The sequence below is a fragment of the Pseudomonas sp. LBUM1669 genome (assembly GCF_059695705.1).
Window position 1 is genome coordinate 4,013,042 of sequence record NZ_CP166784.1, and the last position, 17,508, is coordinate 4,030,549.

Sequence of the window (17,508 nt, forward strand, 5' to 3'; positions counted from 1 at the left end):
CGAAGGGATAAATTATTTGCCGTAAAACTAACGGCTGTGAGGGGCAGAAAACGACCCTTAGCTGCCGCTCATGAAGTCGTGTCCCAATAGAAATGGATGTACTCATCTTCATACTCCGCGAACAGCGAAACGATGAATTCCGTTTTCATTGAGTACATCAATAGGGCTCCCACGAAGCCCGTCGACTCATGCAGCGGTTGTTGGAGCGGGGCGATCAATTCGATCGCCTGATCTGCAACCATCTGATTGAAAACTGCTTCAGAGATTTCCTCAAACTGAGCGTCGGAAACGTATCCTGGGAAATAACTTTCTCCTCCCAGCCGCCAATCCATCCATTCCGCGAAAAGCCAGAAACTTAATCCGTTCTCCCCTTGCCGCTTGGGGGCACGAGTTATCCTGATGCACTGCTGAGATTCCTCAATTCGAAAAGCCATTCCTGGATAAACGACGTAATAGAGACCGGGACAACGATTGTGCGCTGTCCAAAAAGTCAGTTGTTCACTGGAGAGCTGATCAAAGTCGTTTCTGTCGAACATGGAAGAACCTAATGTTTACACCGTGCCAATGGCAAGAGCGCCAAATAGTAGCAAAAAGCTAGCGATAGTGTTTTTTGGGAACTGTCCGCTTTTGGCCGGTAGCAGCTGGTCGCGCTGACCGCTTGTTGTTGACGGAGACAGGCATTGACGTAAAATCGCAACCCCCAAAAAACGGCGTGCATGGCGAGAAGGAGCTTCGATGCAACGGGTGATGATTGTTGGTCAGCCTGGGTCGGGAAAAAGCACTTTGGCTCGTCAGCTTGGCCAGCGCACGGGTTTGCCGGTCGTTCATATCGACACTATCCACTGGCAGCCAGGGTGGGTCGAACGAAGCTGGGACGAGAAGACGCACCTTTGTCGCGAGGTTGAGGCCCGTGATCGCTGGATATTCGAAGGTGGCCATTCAGCCACTTGGGATAATAGGATCGCCCGCGCAGATCTCTTGATATGGATTGATCGTTCTGCGACGCTTCGATTCTGGCGCGTACTGCTCAGAACGCTGCTCCAGCGCGGTCGGTCTCGGCCTGACTTGCCGGAGAACTGCCCCGAACTGCTGGCGAATCTGCCAGAGTTTTTTAGATTCATGTGGCGGACGAACAAATCAGCGCGAGTAAAGATGCAGCAACTCGTGGCGACTGCGCCATCAGCTTGCCGCGTCGTCTTTCTGCGGTCTAATCGGGATTCCAGGGTTTTTCTCACGAACATTGGATATTTGACTGACCATGCTCCGCGTGATTGATCGACGGTTTAATGCTGCAATACGGAAACTGCCGGTTGCGAGCGGCTGCTATTGGCCCAGAGTGTGTAAAAACGCTTCGCCAAAATTGAAGTGTGCGCGTCTACGTTAAATCTGAAATTTATCGGCACGTCAGCAGATGTGGATTTCGCGTAGAAGCGCGATTTTCACTCCGGTTTTGAGTACCTGTCGCGCTCAAAAACGTTTTTACACAGCCTCGGCCGATTGCAGCCTGTCGCTCCATGCAAGGAGCGGCACGCAGCGGATGGCGAAGCTAGTCGTTGTGAGGGCGTTCGATGGAAGGGTAAGCATACTGCGCGTAATCAAAGTTCTGAAATGGGTCTTCCGACGCGCTGATTTGCTCCCAGTTGAACTCATATCTCTGCTCCTGCGGCCAGTCCGATGGAAAACCAACCCGAAGCAGTCCTCCAATGGCGGGCTCCATTCCATCATCTCCGTCGTATGTGTAGCACGCACCATCTAGCCCGAGAGTCTTGCCACCAGGAGAATAGTCTTCGTCGTGAAATTGTGCAGAGAGTAGAGCGCTCAAGCCACAGAATGCATCGATCAGTGCGTCAAAGGTTGCAAGCTTGAAGTTCTCGTGCCGATTGTGCTTGGACTTGTTGTAAGCCTGATACCAAGGCAGCGGTGCACCTTGGCTCCAACCATGAAATGGCTTTCTAACTCCCATAGAGCCTTGCCATGTGGGAACCCGAATTTCGTACGAGGACAAGCGGTGTGAGAAATCTATGAGGCGGTACTGTTGCATTGTCAGGTTGCCCTGAGCAGCTGCGTACTCGTTGTCTAGGAAGATCGCTGTCAGGTTCGCCTCAACCTCCACACAAGCTCTCATCAGCAGTTGCTGAATTCGGTGAGAATACGTTTCTATATTTTTGTCACTCGGCTCAACGTAGGCGAAGAGATTAAGTACATCCTCTTGGAGAAGCAGGAAGGCTCGGACGTAGTGGCGCGGATCGGTGGCATAGCGTTTGTGCAACAGATACATCCATCGCCCACCTTCAGAATAACTTCCATCGGCGAACTGCCGACATGTGCGGCGGTACGGTTTCGTGATTGCCATTCGTTATACCTGTCTACTATTAGGCGACATGCCATGTCGCGTTGGCTTGTCGTATAACGCTCCTTGTCGTCCTACTTGTCTAGTGACGCTACCCATTTGCCATTTTTCTGTGCATCGTCCGCTTCTGGCCGATTTTTGTCGTTCGTATCAGGCAGAAAAATCGGCCAGAAGCAGTGTGGCCAGTCAGGCAGATCCCGCCCCTGAACAGTACGTCGCTAAAAAACTCATGGGCGGTTTACACAAAAAAGTAGAAGTCGCCCCTTCCCTACCTCGGCATCTGGTAGAAAAAAGAGGAACGGGATACCGCTTCACTCCTCAACCCATCCATACAACCCCAACCGCCGATCCCGATGCAAATCATTACGCGCACTAATCCGCTTATTCCGCGCCTCAGCGAGGTTAAGTGTCGCCAGCAAAATCTGCTCTCCCCCCTGCTCCGCCGGCCCAGCCAACGGGTAACCATCCGCATCAACAATCACCGAACCCTGCACCCAACCAACCCCACGTTCATGCCCATGCCGATCACACGCGGCAATGAACATCCGGTTCACCGACGCATTGGCCTGAACCCGCACTACCTCGGCCGGGCGCTCGGTTGGCGGCCTCGGCCCATCGGGCCAATTGACCGGTGCGCAGAGCAAATCAGCGCCGGCCAACGCCGGCAGGCGCACCCATTCCGGAAACTCCAGGTCGTAGCAAATCAGCATGCCGATCCGTCCATGGACCGTTTCGACCACCGGCGGCGCGTCGTTGCCGGGGCTGAAGATTTCGCTCTCGGCGTCCCACAGGTGCGCCTTGCGATACACGGCGCGAAGGCCCTGGGCATCGATCATCGCCGCGCTGTTGGCCAGTTCATCGCCTTGCAGTCGCTCGCAGAATCCGCCCACTACAACGACGTTCAATTCCTTCGCCAACGCCGTCCACAGGCGCAGGGTTGGCCCGTCGGTTGTTTCGGACAAGGACAACGCTTCGTCACGATCAGCAAACAGATAGCCGCTCTGGACCAGTTCGGGCAGCACCACCACTTGGGCGCCTTGCAACGCCGCCGAGCGAATCGCCCGTTCTGTCAGCGTCCGGTTGAACGCGAGGTCGCCTATTTTCGGTGCGATCTGGCAGCAGGCGACCACGGTATTTTTCACGCTGTTCAACGTCCCTCCTCCACTGGCTGATGAGCCATGGAAACAATGTCGCTCTCGGTGATTGAGTCGATGATTCGGCGTTCGTATTCAAGGTCGATCGAACGGCTGAGGAGGTAATACGTCAGGCCGGAAACCACCAGGCCCACCAGCCAGGCGATGTCCACGCCTTCGAGCATGCGCGCCAGCGGGCCGACGAACACCTCTTTGCCGGCAGCGGCATCGAAGATGTAGAAGAACGGCACCATCGCCGCAAAACCGATCAGGTACGAGACGATCCCTCGGAATTGCCAGGCGCCATAGATGCCCCTCGGCGTGAAGAAATGCGGGATCGCGTAACGCCCTTTGCGCACGAAGAAGTAGTCGACCAGATTGACTGCGGTCCAGGGCACGAGGAAGTACAACAGCAGCACGAGGAAGGTGTTCAACAGCGCGATGCCATCGCCTTTGATCGAGAGCACGCAGGTCAATAGGGTGATGCTGATCGCGGAGATCGACATGACCCGGGCGCGGGGTGTCGGCGTGATCTTTTTGATCGAGTCGACGCCCGTCAACAAGGTCAGCATGGCGCTGTAGGTGTTGAGCGCGATAATCGGCAGAAAACCCGCCACCGAGACGATGACCAACACGTTGCCCAGGCCTGGAATCATCGAAGAACCGACCTGATTGAGCGCCACCAGCGCATCTGCCGCTTTCAACTGCTGCGCGAGCCACGCGCCGAGGCCGATCATCCAGCTTCCCGACAACGATGCGCCGATGAACACGGCGGCGATCAGTTTTGGCCGGCTGGTGTTTTTCGGCAGGTAACGGGAATAGTCGGAGACATAGGGCGCGTAGGAAATGTTGTAGCTCGCGCCGATGGCAAACAGCGTGGCGAACGCAACCCAACTGAAGCCCAGATCGGTGGCTGGAGTGACGCCCTCCTGGCCGGCGCCGAACATCAGGGCGATGGTGACCAGCGCATACAGTGGCAAGGTCGCCAGCAACGCCCATTTGAAGGCTTTGTGCATCAAGTCGTGGCCGTAGATCGACAGCAGCGCGCCGATCAGCACCACGGCGATGGCGACAATGGTCGGGTCGACGCCGAAGACGTGTTCGAGGCCGTTCATGATCAGCGAGATGTTCACCACGTTGAAGCCGACGAACACAAACATCGTCGCCATCAAGGCCAGGATCACTCCGCGATACCCGAACTGGGCACGGGACTGGATCATTTGCGGGAGGCCCATTTCGGGACCTTGCGAGCCGTGGAAGGCCATGAAGATCGTGCCGAACATGATCCCGAGCGCACCGGCCACCATGGTCCACAGCGCCGACAAGCCAAGGCTTGGGCCGACAAAACCGATGGAGATGGTGAAGAAGTGGAAGTTGCCCAAGAACCAGAAAGGGCCCTGGCTGCTGAGTTTGGCGTGACGTTCGTTTTCCGGGATGTAATCGATCGAGTGGCCTTCGATGGCCAACCCGCCACTCGCCTCGAGGGCGTGCGCAGAATGAGGGGACCCTGACATACGATTGTTCCTATGCAGTTGATTGTTGTTTTTATGGGCAAAGCGCCGGTTTCATTGCAATGTAGGGCGTTGATCAGGGCTATAAAATATCGCAGGCACACTGTTTACATAGATCCGCGTCTATGTGAGTGAACATTGAGGGACACCCATGCTGGGCACTGTATCGGAACTGGATCTGCGCTTGATCCGGGTCTTTTTGACCGTCGTTGAGGCGGGCGGTATTTCGGCCGCGCAAACTGCGCTCAACACCACGCAACCCACCATCAGTGCGCAACTGGCGACGCTGGAAGCGCGGGTGGGATTTCGCCTGTGCGAGCGCGGGCGAGGCGGATTTTCGGTGACGCCCAAGGGCGGCCAGTTTGTCGAAGCGGCCCGCCGATTGCTGGCGGCGGCCGAAGGTTTCCGGGTTGAGGTTCAGCACATCAACCGTAAAGTGTCGGGCAACATCAATATTGGTTTGCTCGGTCAGATCGACCCTGTTGCCAACAAGAAAATCGCCCTGGCCATTGCGCGTTTAAGGGCCCGGCATGAAGGCTTGTATTTCCAGTTCACGGAACTGTCGTCGTCGCTGCTGGAAGAGAAAATCATCAACAGCCATATCGATCTGGCGATCGGTTATTTCTGGCACCGCTTGCCCAACATCGATTACTTCCCCTTGTTCCAGGAAACCCAGATCGCCTACTGCGCCCCGGTTCACCCCCTGTTTGAGCACGTGGGCGAGCTGACCCGGGATGACGTCCGCGATTACGACTGGGTATGGCCCAGCCACCCCTTGCCGGAAATGCCCGCGCCCACCTCGATCGAACGCCTGACTGTGCTCACCGACAGCATGGACGGGGCTGCGCTGCTCATTCTGTCGGGGCAGCATTTGGGCTTTTTGCCGCAGCACTATGCGGCGAAGCATGAACAGCTGGGGCAGTTGCATCCGCTGAACCCTGAACTGCTGCGTTATGAGGTCGGCTTTCATGCGGCGGTTCGGCATTCAGCGCGGCAGCGGGATTTGGTGAGTGCGTTCCTGAGCGAGCTGATCGATATTTTCGGTACTTAGATGTGTATTTTGCTGGCCGGGATAACGTCGATCCGTGCCACAGGCCCCGTCAAGTGCGCCAGGTCTGCGTTGTGCTCGGCGATGATGTCTTCGGCGGCGAGATTGCCGTTGTCGACGGTGGAATGCGCGTCGGCGGCGAGCACCACGTCATAGCCCAGGTTCAGGGCCTGGCGGACGGTGGCGTTGACGCAATAGTCGGTTTGCAGGCCGCAGATGATCAGGCGGTCAGTGCCCAAATCTTGCAACTGGGATTGCAAATGGGTCTGGTAGAACGAGTCTCGCGTGGTTTTTCGCACGCGAAGGTCTTGCGGCGAAGTCTTCAGGCTTTCGGCCAGTTGCCAGCCTTCAGAACCATGTTGCAGCAGGGCGCCCTTTTCTTCGTGCTGGATGAGGATCACCGGGATACCGGCATCTCGGGCTCTGGCACTGAGACCGTTGATGTTCTCGATGACGCGTTTGATGTCAAAGCATTCGTACTCGCCAGCGCACAGGGCGTGCTGGACGTCGATGATCAGCAGTGCAGTCGGCATGATTCCTTCCTTGAGAAGTCGGTGGGCCAGGGGACAGAAAATAGATCTGTCCCCTTTGAAAAACAACCCTCAATAACCGAGCGACAACCCGGTATTACGACGTGGGTCGTTCGCACCATAGAAGCGGTTCTTGCCCACCGGTTTGCCTTCCAGCGAAGGCGCGCCCACGAGGATCGCCGCCACATGGTTGGCATCCTGCGGCCCGGCAAACTTGTGGCCCCAGCTTTCAAGCATCTTCACCGTGTCCGGACTGGTGGTGAAGGTCTCCAGGTTGGTCTCTTCCGGCAGCCATTGCTGGTGGAAACGCGGTGCATCGACCGCTTCCTGGATGTTCATGCCGTAGTCGATCACGTTGAGCATGGTCAGCAAGGTGGCGGTGATGATGCGACTGCCGCCCGGGGTGCCGACGACCATGACCACTTTGCCGTCCTTGGTGACGATGGTCGGGCTCATGGACGACAGCGGTGCCTTGCCGGGCGCGATGGCGTTGGCTTCACCTTGCACCAGGCCGTACATGTTGGGCACACCGATTTTCGAGGTGAAGTCGTCCATTTCGTCGTTGAGGATGACCCCGGTTTTGCTGGCCATTACACCGGCGCCGAACCAGTCGTTGAGGGTGTAGGTCACCGACACCGCGTTGCCCCATTTATCGACGATGGAGTAATGCGTGGTGTTGCTGCCTTCATGGGGCGCTACGCCGGGTTTGAGTTCGCTCGAGATGGCGGCCTTATTCGGATCAATCGCGGCACGGATTTTAGTCGCGTAGTTTTTATCCAGCAGGTGGGCGATCGGATTTTTCACGAAGTCCGGGTCGCCGAGGTAGCTGTTGCGGTCCACATAAGCATGGCGCATCGCTTCGATCTGGTAATGCATGCCCTGGGCCGAGTGGTAGCCAAGGTCCTTCATCGGGTAGCCTTCGAGGATGTTCATGATCTCGCAGATCACCACACCACCGGAGCTGGGCGGCGGTGCCGACACCACGTGATAGCCACGGTAGTCGCACTCGATCGGCGCCAGTTCACGGGTCTTGTATTTGTCGAGGTCGGCCTGGGTGATGATGCCCTTGTTGGCCTGGCTGGAGGTGACGATGGCGTCGGCCACCCAACCTTTGTAGAAACCGTCTTCACCCTTCTCGGAAATTTCCCGCAGGGTTTTGGCCAGATCCTTTTGCACCAATTTTTGCCCGACCTGCATCGGCTCGCCATTGCTCAGGAAGATCGAGCCGGAATCCTTGATGTCCTTCTTGAACACGTCGGTGGCGTATTCCAGCAATTCGACATCGCCCTGCTCCAGCACAAAACCGTCTTCGGCGAGTTTGATCGCCGGGGCGATCACTTCCTTGCGGGGCTTGGTCCCGTATTTCTTCAGCGCCAGTTCCATGCCGGACACAGTACCGGGCACACCAACCGCCAGGTGACCACGGGTGCTCAGGTCCGGCACGACGTTGCCCTCTTTGTCGAGGTACATGTCTGCTGTCGCGGCCAGCGGCGCTTTTTCGCGAAAATCGAGGAAGGTCTTGCGCCCATCCGCCAGTTGAACGGTCATGAATCCACCGCCCCCCAGGTTACCCGCAGCGGGATAAACCACCGCCAGCGCATAACCCACGGCGACAGCGGCATCGACGGCGTTGCCACCGTTCTTGAGCACATCGACGCCCACATGGGAGGCCAGATGCTGGGCCGTGACGACCATGCCGTTTTCGGCCGCGACCGGGGCCACGGAGGCAGCGTAAGCACTGAGGCAGCTGAGCGCCAATGAGGTCGCAATCAGCGATTTGGCAAAAGGTTCGAACTTCATGAGTCGGTCTCTTTTTGTTTTTAGGCTCTGTTTAAAAACGGAGAAAACGCTTCAAAGCAGACGCAAGTATGGCTGGGATTGCGTTTTGCGCCTCCTCGCCGAGGCAGTATGCTTGGCCACTGTTCAGCCCTTCTGCGGAGTTCGCCGGCATGACTTACACCTTCACCACCCTGGCGTCCCCGGTCGGCGAGCTGAAGCTGGTTGCGAAAGATTCAAGACTGGCGGCCATCCTCTGGGAAAACGACAAGCCAAACCGCGTAAGGCTCGGGCCGATGAGCGAAGCCCCGGACAATCCGATCCTCCTACGCGCCGTTCGACAGCTGCAGGAATACTTTGCCGGCACGCGTAATCGCTTCGAGCTCGAATTGGATTTTGCCGGGACGGACTTTCAGAAGAAGGTGTGGCAGGCGCTGCTGACCATTCCGTTTGGGGAGACGCGCAGTTACAGCGAGATTGCCGAGCAGATTGGCCATCCGAGTGCGGTCCGGGCGGTGGGCGCGGCGAATGGCAAGAACCCGATTTCGATTGTTGCACCGTGCCATCGGGTGATTGGGGCATCGGGGAAGTTAACGGGGTTTGCGGGTGGGCTTGAGGCGAAGGAACGGTTGTTGACGCTGGAGGGTTGCGAATGGTCCGGGGTTAGCCGAACGGGCGAGCTGTTTTAAGCTGACTGCCCCCCGATCTCTGTGGCGAGGAGCTTGCTCCCGCTCCAGTGCGCAGCACTGGCAAAAATCTCCGACAAAGCCAGTATTTTGGGGCCGCTTCGCAGCCCAGCGCGAGCAAGCTCGCTCGCCACAGGGTTAAGGGTTCAGATCTCGGGTCTCAGGTAGCGGCGAAGATGTTTTTCATCGCCGCATACTGCAGCAGCATGACGGTCTTCGCATCGCAGATCTCCCCACGATAAAACGCCTCGAGCGCCTCGTCGAAGGTCCACTCCAGCACTTCCAGTTCTTCGGTTTCTTCTTCCAGCCCACCGCCCTCGCTGACTTTCGACGCGGCGTCATATTCTGCGATAAAGAAGTGCAGTTTTTCAGTGACCGAGCCTGGGCTCATGTAGGCCTCGAACACTTTTTGCACGTGGTGAACGCGATAACCGGTTTCTTCTTCAGCTTCGGCGCGGATGCGTTCTTCAGGATCAGCGCCCTCAAGCAATCCGGCCGCGACCTCGATCAGCAAACCATCATGGCCGTTGACGAACACCGGCAACCGAAACTGACGCGTGAGCACGACGGTTCTTTTCTCGCGGTTGAACAACAGAATGGCCGCGCCATTGCCACGGTCGTACACCTCGCGCGTCTGACGCTGCCAGTCGCCGTTGTTACGCAAATAGTCGAAGGTGATTTTCTTCAGCAGGTACCAGTCGTGGGACAACACCTGGGTTTCGATGATGTTGACCCGTTCGGCTGTGTTCGCCATCACAACGCATCCTTTTTTCGTCAGAAGATCGCCATGGTAGGCGAAAACGGAAAAGCCCGGCATCTCTGCCGGGCTTCTTTTTACGGCTGGCTGGCGACTTCGGGCGCCGCGAGCCCTTCCTCGTGGGACGAGAGACGCTTACCGTTGATCAACGGCCCGTAACGACGGCTGAACTCCCAGTTGTAAGGCACATGGTCTTTGTTTACACCATTGTCCCAATTCACCGACCAGGTCATCAGGCCCTTGATCGAAAGGCCCTTGGCATCCAGACGCTTGAAGGCGTTCACCACTGCCGCCGGGTTGATCACATAACCGGTGGCCGCCGCATCGACGTTGGCGGGCAGGCCGATCACAAATTTGTCCGCCGGGATCTTCGTGAACCCACGAGTACCGCTCACCAGACTTTCCGTCAGGTAAAACAGGAAGTCCTCTTTCAGCGCGTCGTTGTTCTGGGCAATCCACGCGCCGTTGCCATTATTGGCTTCCGGCACCCAGATTCCATCGCCGCCCTGGTTGTAATACTGCGGGGCGATGAAGTCGTAATAGCCTTCCAGGGCCTGGAGGTAGCCGACGTACTTGCCGGCAGTGGTCAGGTACGGGAACTCCGGCGCCATGCTGATGATGAAGTGTTTGCCTTCACCGGCGTAATGGTTTTTGACCAATTTCAGCGCCGCAGGCAGGACGGTCTTGTTGTCGGCGAAATCAATCGCACTCTGTTCAAGATCGATGTCCAGTCCATCGAAGCCGTAGGTTTCCACCAGACGGATGATTTCGTTGGCCAGCGGCTGTTCGTTGCCGTTGTGCAACTCGATGTGCGCATCGGCGCCCCCGAGGGAAATCAGCACCGCCCGGCCCTGGGTGTTCAACACGCCGACCTGGCGGCGGAACTCGGCGTCGGACAGGTTGTACGGCTTGAAGGTCGGGATGCCGTTGCCCTTCATGAAGGCCACGGCCACCACGTTGTAATCCTTGGGCACATCCTGCAGCGCGATGTTGGCGAATTGGCCACGCTGGTAACCGTCGCTCGGCCCGGCGGGCCAGTTGTGCCAGAAGCCCATGAGGATCTTTTTGCCAGCAATGCTCGGCATTAACGAAGCCGCATCGGCGAGTGGCGATTTCAGTAGTGTAAAGTCGAAAGTAGACATGTTCTATTCCTTCAGAACGTGTGGGGTTTATCGCCGTGGCTTACTTGAAGTCCACGTCGAACGCTTGGTAGAAGGCGTTGCCGGTGTTGGCCACGATCCACATCAGCACAATCACGTGATGGCCTTTCTTGTTGCCCGGCAATTTCACTTCGTGATTGACCTTGGCCTTCATCTCGGCGGAATGGCTGTAGTACGGGACCTGCGTATAGAAGTCGTCGAAGATCGATTTCGGCTCCAGTTGCGCACGGCTGATGCGCTGTTTCGGGTTCCAGCCGTCCTTGGTGATGAACCAGCTGTAGCCACGGGTGACATGGGGCGCGGTGTATTCCCAGGTGACCTTGAAGGTCTGGCCCGGATCGACGTTCAACAAAGGCCAGGTGAATGGGCGGCCGAGCTTGAGGCTCAATTCCTCGTTGGTGAAGTTGATGCAGTCACGGGCATCCGTCTTGCCACCGCTGAGGATGTAGCCGTCGGCGGGTGGCGTGACACTGTCGCTGTCGGTTTGATACGGCGCCGCAAAGGGCCCCGCCGTCAGCGACGGGAAGTTCTTGCCGCCTTCCATTTCGTTGACTTGCCAGTTACCCAGCAACCCCAGCTCTACGGCGACCGCACCGCGGCTGGAGGGGGATGTGACACGACCGTGTCGAAGTTGAGGTTGAGGTTGAGTCTGTGGTTGGTTCATTTTTTTCACTCCGTTGATTTGAGAACTCTCCTTCCTGAGGAGAGGCCTCCAACCTAACGGAGCTGCTTTTTTTGTCCATCAGCCCATTTGTGCCCCGGATGAGTCTGCCTTCGCAGATTAGCCGCAAATACTGGATATAAAACCAGTGCTCTGATCCAAGTCCTACATTCCGTGTAGCAAACGGATTACAACGCCAGGTAGCAATCGGGGCATCGTGCCAACTAGGGAAGCTGTGCCTTGTATTCCTTCTCGTATTGGTCGGCCAGTGACTCTTTCTGCTTGTCGTCGAGCAGCTTGCCGGCCATCTGGAAGAACTTCTGCTCTTCCTCTTCCAAGTGGTGATGAACCTTCTCGGACAGCTTCTTCGCGGTCGCCAGCCAGGCTGGGCTGGACATGTCCGTCTCGTCCAGTTCTTCCATCATTTCGTCCATTTCGTGGTGCTCGGAGATGGCGTGGCGGCTGAGATCGACACCGTTGTCGAACTCCATCAGCGGGATGTAGAAATGGCGCTCTTCGGCAGTTTCGTGGGCCTGGAGTTCGGATTTGAGCTGTTTGTAAGCCTCGACCCGCTCCGGTGTGTCGCCGCTGGTCTTGATGAGCGCTTTGGCATAGGTGCGCTGCCGTTCGTGACTTTCACGCAGGGCTTCAAAAATATTCACGGGTGATCCTCATTGGCCGCGTTCTGGAATGACGCTGTATAGGCTAGACATCCGGGCGCGAGTGAGGGTTCCACTCAAGGGGCTGGAACAACCACCGGGACACGCGTTAGGCTGGCGGGTCTTGTCCCCTCATGGCCATAAGGATTGAGCTGATGGAACTGCGAATCGAACAGTCGCAAAACCCCACCGAAGCCGAGGAGCAGGCGATCTTGCTGCCCTTGCGCGCCTATAACGCCTCAAAGGCCGGCGTTTCGAAGCAGGAGCCTATTGCCTTGCTGATCCGCGACGAACACGACGAGATTCTCGGCGGTCTTTATGGCCGGGTTTTTTATCAATGGTTGTACATCGAGTTGCTGTCAGTGCCGGAACAGGGTCGGGGCCAAGGCATAGGCTCGAAATTGATTCGGATGGCCGAAGACCTGGCGCGGGAGAAGGCATGCATCGGGGTCTGGCTAGACACATTCGACTTCCAGGCGCCGGAGTTTTACAAGAAGCTGGGCTACAGCGAGTTGGGGCAGATTGCCGACTATCCTCCGGGCCATAAGCGCTTCTTTTTCCAGAAGCGCCTGATCAACGACGTATAACCCTGTTGCGCGATCCACACCAAACAACTGTGGGAGCGGGCTTGCTCGCGAATGCGGGGTGTCAGGCAATATTGATGTCGACTGACACTCCCTCTTCGCGAGCAAGCCCGCTCCCACAGGGGGTACTGCGTCGGCCATCAGGTCAGAGGCAGGTCGCCAGCGCCGCCAGGCGGCGCTTGGCCACGAAGTCATCCTGCTGCGCGTAGTAACTCAACACGGTGCCTGACGCATCGGTGGTCACGTCCACAAAGGACTCCGCCGAACGCGTGTAAACGGTGGACCCACCCTTCTCACCCGGCTGCAAATACGCGCCGGCATCGACACCGAACACCGCCTCGTCCTGCCAGGAAAACTGCACGCACTGGGCGACGACTTTTTCCGGCTTGTCCGAGTTGAGGGTTTTGTAAGGGGCTTTGGTGCGGGCATCGTTCATCACCGAGCCGGCGCATCCCGCCAGCAACGTCACGGCCAGCGCCACCATCAGAATTCGCATTGTGTTCGCTCATCAAGAAAAAGCGGACTGTATCACCGTGGCACGGCGTATCGTTCTGCTTTACTTCATTTATACCGCGACACCGAGTGACGATTCGCGCACCCTGTCGCGCCATTAACGTCGCATCGCCCTTTTTTCGGGCTCATTTTTCTGGAAAGGTCATGACACCCAACGCCGAGTATTACAAACCGACCGCCGAATACGCTGACAAGCTGATCAGCCAAATCGGTCAGACACCGTCCTGGATCGCCAAGCGCATTGGCGTCACCGACAAACGAATCCGCTACATCCTCGACGGCGAACGGACCGTCAAAGGCGAAACCACGCCGATCCAGATGACCTACCCCGAGCAGTTTGCCCTCGAGTGCCTGGCGGCTGCGGCCAAGGCCAGCAAGAAGCAATCTTCGTAACCCCAGCCTCAAGGAGCGACCATGGCGGCAACCGAACAGCAACACGAGCAAGCGCTGAAGAAGTTTCTCGATGAGCGCCCTGAGCTGCGCAATGAGCTCGACAACCTCAACCCGCTGCTGGCTCAGGCCAAGGGCGAGACCGCGGCGCAATATCGCGACGAGCGCTTGCACGAGGCCTTCGAAGCCGAAGCCGAGCGCCTGGGGCTGTTTGCCTGGGAGCTGACATTGCAATTGACCGCCGAGACGCCTGAAGACTACGAGACTCAGCGTCTGGAAGTGCATAAGGAAGTGGCCGAGATGGCCGAGATGGCCGGTATGGACTGGCTGGAGTATTGCGAGTTATATGGATTGACCAAGTGACCCTGACGGTCGCTGCCTGAGGACGACTACCACCGATGTTGCCATCCCTCTCGACTTCGCGCGCCAGCCCTGGCCATCTGCATATTCAAAAATGGCGCGGACGCATTGGCATGGTGCTGGTGGCCGCCCTCTCGGTGCTCGCCGGCATGACTGACGCCATCGGCTTCATGGCCAGCGGCGACTTTGTCTCCTTCATGAGCGGCAACACCACCCGCCTCGCTGTTGCGATCAGTGATGGTGATTTCGGGCTGACGCTGCGTCTGTCGATCCTCGTCGCCACGTTCATCGTCGGCAACGCCTTGGGCATTGTCGTCAGCCGCCTCGGTGGCCGCCGGGCGCTGCCCTTGCTGCTGTGCATCGCGATGCTGCTCTGCGGCGCCGCGGCCTGGACTTATGACGAACAATTGCCGGCGCTGCTGGCGGCCATCATCGCCATGGGCATGCTCAACGCGGCAGTGGAAGAAGTGAACGGTCTGCCGGTCGGCCTCACTTACGTCACCGGCGCCCTGTCGCGCTTCGGGCGCGGGCTGGGGCGCTGGATGCTCGGTGAGCGGCGTAATGGCTGGCGGGTTCAGTTGATTCCCTGGACGGGGATGTTTGCCGGTGCCGTGCTGGGCGCGGTGCTGGAACATCATCTGGGGCTCAAGGCGTTGTTTGTCAGCGGGTTGCTGGCGGGGGCGATCGGGTTGCTGTCGCTGAAGATTCCGCGGCGGTGGCAGTTGGGGTATATGCCGCGTTGAGCGGTGCCTGCGAGTCAGCCATCGCGAGCAGGCTCGCTCCCACAGGAGATCTGCGGTGGATTTCAATGCTGTGTACGACACAAATCCCTTGTAGGAGCGAGCCTGCTCGCGATGGCCGCGACTCGGTCTACGAGTAAACCCCCTTCGCCGCCTCGCCGATAAAGCTTTATCATGGCCACAGTTTTGCTGATCGAGTCCGTCATGAAGTTCGCCATCGCGTTGTTTTCCGCCGCCCATGCGCCCTCCTCGCGCCGTGCCTTGCTGTTTGCCCAGGCAGCGCTGGCCGGCGGCCATGAGATTGTCCGGCTGTTTTTCTATCAGGACGGGGTCTACAACGCCTCCGGCAGCGTGGTCACGCCCCAGGATGAGCAGGACCTGCCCAAGCAATGGCGTGCTTTTGTCACCGAGCATCAGCTGGACGGCGTCGTGTGCATCGCTGCCGCCCTGCGCCGTGGCGTGTTGAACGAAGAGGAAGCCGGGCGCTATCAGCGTGACGCAGTTGCAGTGGGCGCGCCGTGGGAACTGTCCGGCCTCGGCCAATTGCATGACGCGGTGCAAGGCGCTGACCGTCTGATCTGTTTCGGAGGCGCGTGAGATGGCTAAATCCTTGTTGATCATCAGCCGCCAGGCCCCGTGGTCCGGGCCGAGCGCTCGGGAAGCGCTGGACATCGTGCTGGCCGGCGGCGCGTTCGACCTGCCGATCGGCCTGCTGTTTCTCGATGACGGGGTGTTCCAGCTCGCCGCGAAACAGGACGCCAAGGCGCTGCAACAGAAAGACCTGAGCGCCAACCTGCAAGCGTTGCCGATGTTCGGTGTGGAAGACCTGTTTGTCTGTGGCGACAGCGCTGCCGAACGGGGTCTGGACCTCAATGGTCGGTCGCTTGAAGAAGCACGGGTGCTGGCCGCCCAGGAAATCACTGCACTTATTGACCGTTATGACCAGGTGATTACCCTCTGATGTCGACTTTGCATGTGTTGTCTCACTCCCCATTCGGCGATGACCGCCTGACCAGTTGCCTGCGTGTGATCGGCACGAACGATGCGTTGTTGCTGACCGGCGACGCCGTCTATGCGTTGCAACCGGGCACCGCGCCGTTCAACGCGCTGAATGCTCGCCCGTTGAAACTGTTCGTACTGGCCGAAGACGCCCAGGCTCGCGCGCTGGCGATTCCTGAAGCGGCCAGGGCCATTGATTACCCCGCCTTCGTCGAACTGTCGATTCACTACGACAAGGTGAACAGTTGGCTATGAATTCCATAACGGTCGGCGCACGCGCCATCGAGTTGGACAAGGACGGTTTCCTGGTCGAACTGAGCGACTGGTCCAATGAGGTGGCCGCCGCCCTCGCCGCCGCCGAAGACATCGAGTTGAGCCCGGAGCACTGGGAAATCCTCGAATTGCTGCGCAGCTTCTACGCCGAATTCCAGCTGTCCCCGGCCACCCGTCCGCTGATCAAATACACCGCGTTGAAGCTCGGCCCGGAAAAAGGCAACAGCCTGCACCTGAACCGACTGTTCAAAGGCACCCCTGCCAAACTCGCCGCGAAACTGGCGGGTCTGCCCAAACCGACGAATTGCTTATGACCGACTTTCCAGCGCTGACCCTCGAAACCCCCGCCGAACACCCGTTCGCCCAGTTCGTGCGAATCCTTGGCAAAGGCAAGCGTGGCGCCCGTGACCTGACCCGGATCGAAGCGCGTGAAGCCATGGGCATGGTGCTCGACGACAAGGTCGAGGACACCCAGCTCGGCGCGTTCCTGATGCTGTTGCGGCACAAGGAAGAAAGCGCTGAGGAAATGGCCGGTTTCACTGAAGCCCTGCGTGAACGGTTGAACCCGCCAGCGCTGGCGGTGGACCTGGACTGGCCGACGTATGCCGGCAAGAAGCGTCACCTGCCGTGGTACCTGCTGGCGGCCAAATGCCTGGCGCAAAACGGTGTGCGCATCTTCATGCACGGCGGCGGCGCCCACACCGCTGGCCGGCTCTACAGCGAGCAATTGCTGGACGCGCTGAACATCCCACTGTGCCGTGATTGGCAACAGGTCGGCTCGGCTCTCGATAACGGTGGCCTGGCGTTCATGCCGCTGGTGGATTGGGCACCGCAGCTGCAGCGCATGATCGACCTGCGCAACACTTTGGGCCTGCGCTCACCGATTCACTCCCTCACCCGTATCCTCAACCCTTTGGGGGCTCGCTGCGGCCTGCAAAGCATTTTCCACCCCGGCTATCAGGCAGTGCATCGCGATGCCAGCGGCTTGCTCGGCGACACCGCGATTGTGGTCAAGGGCGACGGTGGCGAAATCGAGATCAACCCGGACGCCGACAGCCACCTGTACGGCACCACCGGCGGCGAAAGCTGGGACGAGGAATGGCCGCAGTGGTCGAGCCAACGCCACGTCAAACCCGCCTCGCTCGATCCTGAACATTTGAAGGCCGTCTGGCGCGGTGATGTGGTCGACAGCTACCCGCAAATGGCCTTGATCTCGACCATGGCCCTCGCATTGCGCGGCCTCGGTCAGACCCGCGAACACGCCTTCGAAACGGCGCAGCAGTATTGGGACGCTCGGGACAGATCGATTTAACCGATCATAACCCCCGAACCTTTGCGCTATTTTATCGAACCTATGCGAATAGACTCCTCTCCAACG

The 17,508-nt window shown here is 58.4% G+C and carries 22 protein-coding genes and 1 pseudogene; 12 read left to right on the top strand and 11 right to left on the bottom strand.

Going from position 1 to position 17,508, the window contains the following annotated elements:
• Positions 1-68 precede the first annotated feature (68 nt).
• The gene (locus ACA051_RS18745) at positions 69-536 is read right to left on the bottom strand and encodes a hypothetical protein (protein WP_497294681.1); all 468 of its coding nucleotides are present in this window, start codon (positions 534-536) and stop codon (positions 69-71) included.
• A 199-nt stretch (positions 537-735) separates the two neighbouring features.
• On the opposite strand from ACA051_RS18745, the gene ACA051_RS18750 reads away from it, so the two are divergent.
• A complete protein-coding gene (locus ACA051_RS18750; RefSeq protein ID WP_497294683.1) occupies positions 736-1,275 on the top strand; it encodes a P-loop NTPase family protein in 540 nt (179 codons plus the stop codon).
• 271 nt (positions 1,276-1,546) lie between these two features.
• Here ACA051_RS18750 and ACA051_RS18755 read toward each other — a convergent pair whose 3' ends face one another.
• The 3 genes from ACA051_RS18755 to ACA051_RS18765 all read right to left on the bottom strand — a co-directional run bounded on the left by ACA051_RS18755 (position 1,547) and on the right by ACA051_RS18765 (position 4,997).
• Entirely contained in the window at positions 1,547-2,278 is a 732-nt protein-coding gene (locus ACA051_RS18755; protein ID WP_497371375.1) for a hypothetical protein, read from the bottom strand.
• Between the two features lie 383 nt (positions 2,279-2,661).
• Positions 2,662-3,501: a nitrilase family protein gene (locus ACA051_RS18760; protein WP_497371377.1), complete on the bottom strand. Its 840-nt coding sequence runs from the start codon at positions 3,499-3,501 to the stop codon at positions 2,662-2,664.
• Positions 3,498-4,997 carry a purine-cytosine permease family protein gene (locus ACA051_RS18765; protein ID WP_497371379.1) on the bottom strand — a complete coding sequence of 500 codons (1,500 nt, stop codon included), beginning with the start codon at positions 4,995-4,997 and terminating at the stop codon, positions 3,498-3,500. The genes ACA051_RS18760 and ACA051_RS18765 overlap by 4 nt, the downstream gene beginning before the upstream one ends.
• Positions 4,998-5,145: 148 nt before the next feature.
• Here ACA051_RS18765 and ACA051_RS18770 point away from each other — a divergent pair, with 148 nt between their 5' ends.
• Complete coding sequence (locus tag ACA051_RS18770; protein ID WP_497371380.1) at positions 5,146-6,045, top strand: LysR family transcriptional regulator; 900 nt, start codon at positions 5,146-5,148, stop codon at positions 6,043-6,045.
• On the opposite strand, the gene ACA051_RS18775 is transcribed toward ACA051_RS18770, so the two are convergent.
• Together ACA051_RS18775 and ggt are read right to left on the bottom strand one after the other, a co-directional pair.
• Complete coding sequence (locus tag ACA051_RS18775; protein WP_497371381.1) at positions 6,042-6,575, bottom strand: cysteine hydrolase family protein; 534 nt, start codon at positions 6,573-6,575, stop codon at positions 6,042-6,044. The two genes, ACA051_RS18770 and ACA051_RS18775, sit on opposite strands and share 4 nt — an antisense overlap.
• A 69-nt stretch (positions 6,576-6,644) precedes the next feature.
• Complete coding sequence (ggt, locus tag ACA051_RS18780) at positions 6,645-8,372, bottom strand: gamma-glutamyltransferase (protein WP_497371382.1); 1,728 nt, start codon at positions 8,370-8,372, stop codon at positions 6,645-6,647.
• Positions 8,373-8,521: 149 nt separating this feature from the next.
• On the opposite strand from ggt, the gene ACA051_RS18785 reads away from it, so the two are divergent.
• Positions 8,522-9,037 (top strand): methylated-DNA--[protein]-cysteine S-methyltransferase, encoded by a 516-nt coding sequence (locus tag ACA051_RS18785; protein ID WP_497303853.1) that lies wholly within the window; start codon positions 8,522-8,524, stop codon positions 9,035-9,037.
• 157 nt (positions 9,038-9,194) lie between these two features.
• On the opposite strand, the gene ACA051_RS18790 is transcribed toward ACA051_RS18785, so the two are convergent.
• From ACA051_RS18790 to ACA051_RS18805, 4 genes and pseudogenes are all read right to left on the bottom strand, one after another.
• Complete coding sequence (locus ACA051_RS18790; RefSeq protein ID WP_497371383.1) at positions 9,195-9,788, bottom strand: NUDIX domain-containing protein; 594 nt, start codon at positions 9,786-9,788, stop codon at positions 9,195-9,197.
• Between the two features lie 143 nt (positions 9,789-9,931).
• Positions 9,932-10,933, bottom strand: a pseudogene (locus ACA051_RS18795) (chitinase); the annotation flags it as partial.
• A 40-nt stretch (positions 10,934-10,973) separates the two neighbouring features.
• Positions 10,974-11,615, bottom strand: a complete 642-nt coding sequence (locus ACA051_RS18800) for a lytic polysaccharide monooxygenase auxiliary activity family 9 protein (RefSeq protein ID WP_497303857.1) — start codon at positions 11,613-11,615, stop codon at positions 10,974-10,976.
• A gap of 221 nt (positions 11,616-11,836) precedes the next feature.
• The gene (locus tag ACA051_RS18805; protein ID WP_497303859.1) at positions 11,837-12,274 is read right to left on the bottom strand and encodes a hemerythrin domain-containing protein; all 438 of its coding nucleotides are present in this window, start codon (positions 12,272-12,274) and stop codon (positions 11,837-11,839) included.
• Positions 12,275-12,426: 152 nt separating this feature from the next.
• Here ACA051_RS18805 and ACA051_RS18810 point away from each other — a divergent pair, with 152 nt between their 5' ends.
• A complete protein-coding gene (locus ACA051_RS18810; RefSeq protein ID WP_497371385.1) occupies positions 12,427-12,858 on the top strand; it encodes a GNAT family N-acetyltransferase in 432 nt (143 codons plus the stop codon).
• 142 nt (positions 12,859-13,000) lie between these two features.
• Here the strand turns inward: ACA051_RS18810 and ACA051_RS18815 are convergent, their stop codons facing one another.
• Entirely contained in the window at positions 13,001-13,351 is a 351-nt protein-coding gene (locus ACA051_RS18815; RefSeq protein ID WP_497294703.1) for a hypothetical protein, read from the bottom strand.
• A 161-nt stretch (positions 13,352-13,512) separates the two neighbouring features.
• On the opposite strand from ACA051_RS18815, the gene ACA051_RS18820 reads away from it, so the two are divergent.
• The 8 genes from ACA051_RS18820 to ACA051_RS18855 all read left to right on the top strand — a co-directional run bounded on the left by ACA051_RS18820 (position 13,513) and on the right by ACA051_RS18855 (position 17,442).
• A complete protein-coding gene (locus ACA051_RS18820; protein ID WP_008154823.1) occupies positions 13,513-13,761 on the top strand; it encodes a hypothetical protein in 249 nt (82 codons plus the stop codon).
• A gap of 21 nt (positions 13,762-13,782) precedes the next feature.
• Positions 13,783-14,121: a DUF6388 family protein gene (locus tag ACA051_RS18825; protein WP_497371387.1), complete on the top strand. Its 339-nt coding sequence runs from the start codon at positions 13,783-13,785 to the stop codon at positions 14,119-14,121.
• A 35-nt stretch (positions 14,122-14,156) separates the two neighbouring features.
• A complete protein-coding gene (locus ACA051_RS18830; RefSeq protein WP_497303866.1) occupies positions 14,157-14,861 on the top strand; it encodes a YoaK family protein in 705 nt (234 codons plus the stop codon).
• 201 nt (positions 14,862-15,062) lie between these two features.
• A complete protein-coding gene (tusD, locus tag ACA051_RS18835; RefSeq protein ID WP_497375601.1) occupies positions 15,063-15,455 on the top strand; it encodes a sulfurtransferase complex subunit TusD in 393 nt (130 codons plus the stop codon).
• Position 15,456: 1 nt separating this feature from the next.
• Positions 15,457-15,819, top strand: coding sequence for a sulfurtransferase complex subunit TusC (gene tusC, locus ACA051_RS18840; protein ID WP_497371389.1), 363 nt, complete (start codon positions 15,457-15,459; stop codon positions 15,817-15,819).
• Positions 15,819-16,112 (top strand): sulfurtransferase complex subunit TusB, encoded by a 294-nt coding sequence (gene tusB / locus ACA051_RS18845; protein WP_497371391.1) that lies wholly within the window; start codon positions 15,819-15,821, stop codon positions 16,110-16,112. The genes tusC and tusB overlap by 1 nt, the downstream gene beginning before the upstream one ends.
• On the top strand, positions 16,109-16,444 hold the full coding sequence (locus ACA051_RS18850; protein ID WP_497371393.1) for a TusE/DsrC/DsvC family sulfur relay protein: 336 nt from the start codon (positions 16,109-16,111) through the stop codon (positions 16,442-16,444). The genes tusB and ACA051_RS18850 overlap by 4 nt, the downstream gene beginning before the upstream one ends.
• Positions 16,441-17,442 (top strand): glycosyl transferase family protein, encoded by a 1,002-nt coding sequence (locus ACA051_RS18855; protein WP_497371395.1) that lies wholly within the window; start codon positions 16,441-16,443, stop codon positions 17,440-17,442. Before ACA051_RS18850 ends, ACA051_RS18855 begins: the two co-directional genes overlap by 4 nt.
• Positions 17,443-17,508: the final 66 nt, after the last annotated feature.

Coding starts and splice junctions, on each gene's coding strand:
- ACA051_RS18745 (WP_497294681.1), bottom strand. CDS start 536: ATGTTCGACAGAAACGACTTTGATCAGCTCTCCAGTGAACAACTGACT.
- ACA051_RS18750 (WP_497294683.1), top strand. CDS start 736: ATGCAACGGGTGATGATTGTTGGTCAGCCTGGGTCGGGAAAAAGCACT.
- ACA051_RS18755 (WP_497371375.1), bottom strand. CDS start 2,278: ATGTATCTGTTGCACAAACGCTATGCCACCGATCCGCGCCACTACGTC.
- ACA051_RS18765 (WP_497371379.1), bottom strand. CDS start 4,997: ATGTCAGGGTCCCCTCATTCTGCGCACGCCCTCGAGGCGAGTGGCGGG.
- ACA051_RS18770 (WP_497371380.1), top strand. CDS start 5,146: ATGCTGGGCACTGTATCGGAACTGGATCTGCGCTTGATCCGGGTCTTT.
- ACA051_RS18775 (WP_497371381.1), bottom strand. CDS start 6,575: ATGCCGACTGCACTGCTGATCATCGACGTCCAGCACGCCCTGTGCGCT.
- ggt (WP_497371382.1), bottom strand. CDS start 8,372: ATGAAGTTCGAACCTTTTGCCAAATCGCTGATTGCGACCTCATTGGCG.
- ACA051_RS18785 (WP_497303853.1), top strand. CDS start 8,522: ATGACTTACACCTTCACCACCCTGGCGTCCCCGGTCGGCGAGCTGAAG.
- ACA051_RS18790 (WP_497371383.1), bottom strand. CDS start 9,788: ATGGCGAACACAGCCGAACGGGTCAACATCATCGAAACCCAGGTGTTG.
- ACA051_RS18800 (WP_497303857.1), bottom strand. CDS start 11,615: ATGAACCAACCACAGACTCAACCTCAACCTCAACTTCGACACGGTCGT.
- ACA051_RS18810 (WP_497371385.1), top strand. CDS start 12,427: ATGGAACTGCGAATCGAACAGTCGCAAAACCCCACCGAAGCCGAGGAG.
- ACA051_RS18815 (WP_497294703.1), bottom strand. CDS start 13,351: ATGCGAATTCTGATGGTGGCGCTGGCCGTGACGTTGCTGGCGGGATGC.
- ACA051_RS18820 (WP_008154823.1), top strand. CDS start 13,513: ATGACACCCAACGCCGAGTATTACAAACCGACCGCCGAATACGCTGAC.
- ACA051_RS18825 (WP_497371387.1), top strand. CDS start 13,783: ATGGCGGCAACCGAACAGCAACACGAGCAAGCGCTGAAGAAGTTTCTC.
- ACA051_RS18830 (WP_497303866.1), top strand. CDS start 14,157: ATGTTGCCATCCCTCTCGACTTCGCGCGCCAGCCCTGGCCATCTGCAT.
- tusD (WP_497375601.1), top strand. CDS start 15,063: ATGAAGTTCGCCATCGCGTTGTTTTCCGCCGCCCATGCGCCCTCCTCG.
- tusC (WP_497371389.1), top strand. CDS start 15,457: ATGGCTAAATCCTTGTTGATCATCAGCCGCCAGGCCCCGTGGTCCGGG.
- tusB (WP_497371391.1), top strand. CDS start 15,819: ATGTCGACTTTGCATGTGTTGTCTCACTCCCCATTCGGCGATGACCGC.
- ACA051_RS18850 (WP_497371393.1), top strand. CDS start 16,109: ATGAATTCCATAACGGTCGGCGCACGCGCCATCGAGTTGGACAAGGAC.
- ACA051_RS18855 (WP_497371395.1), top strand. CDS start 16,441: ATGACCGACTTTCCAGCGCTGACCCTCGAAACCCCCGCCGAACACCCG.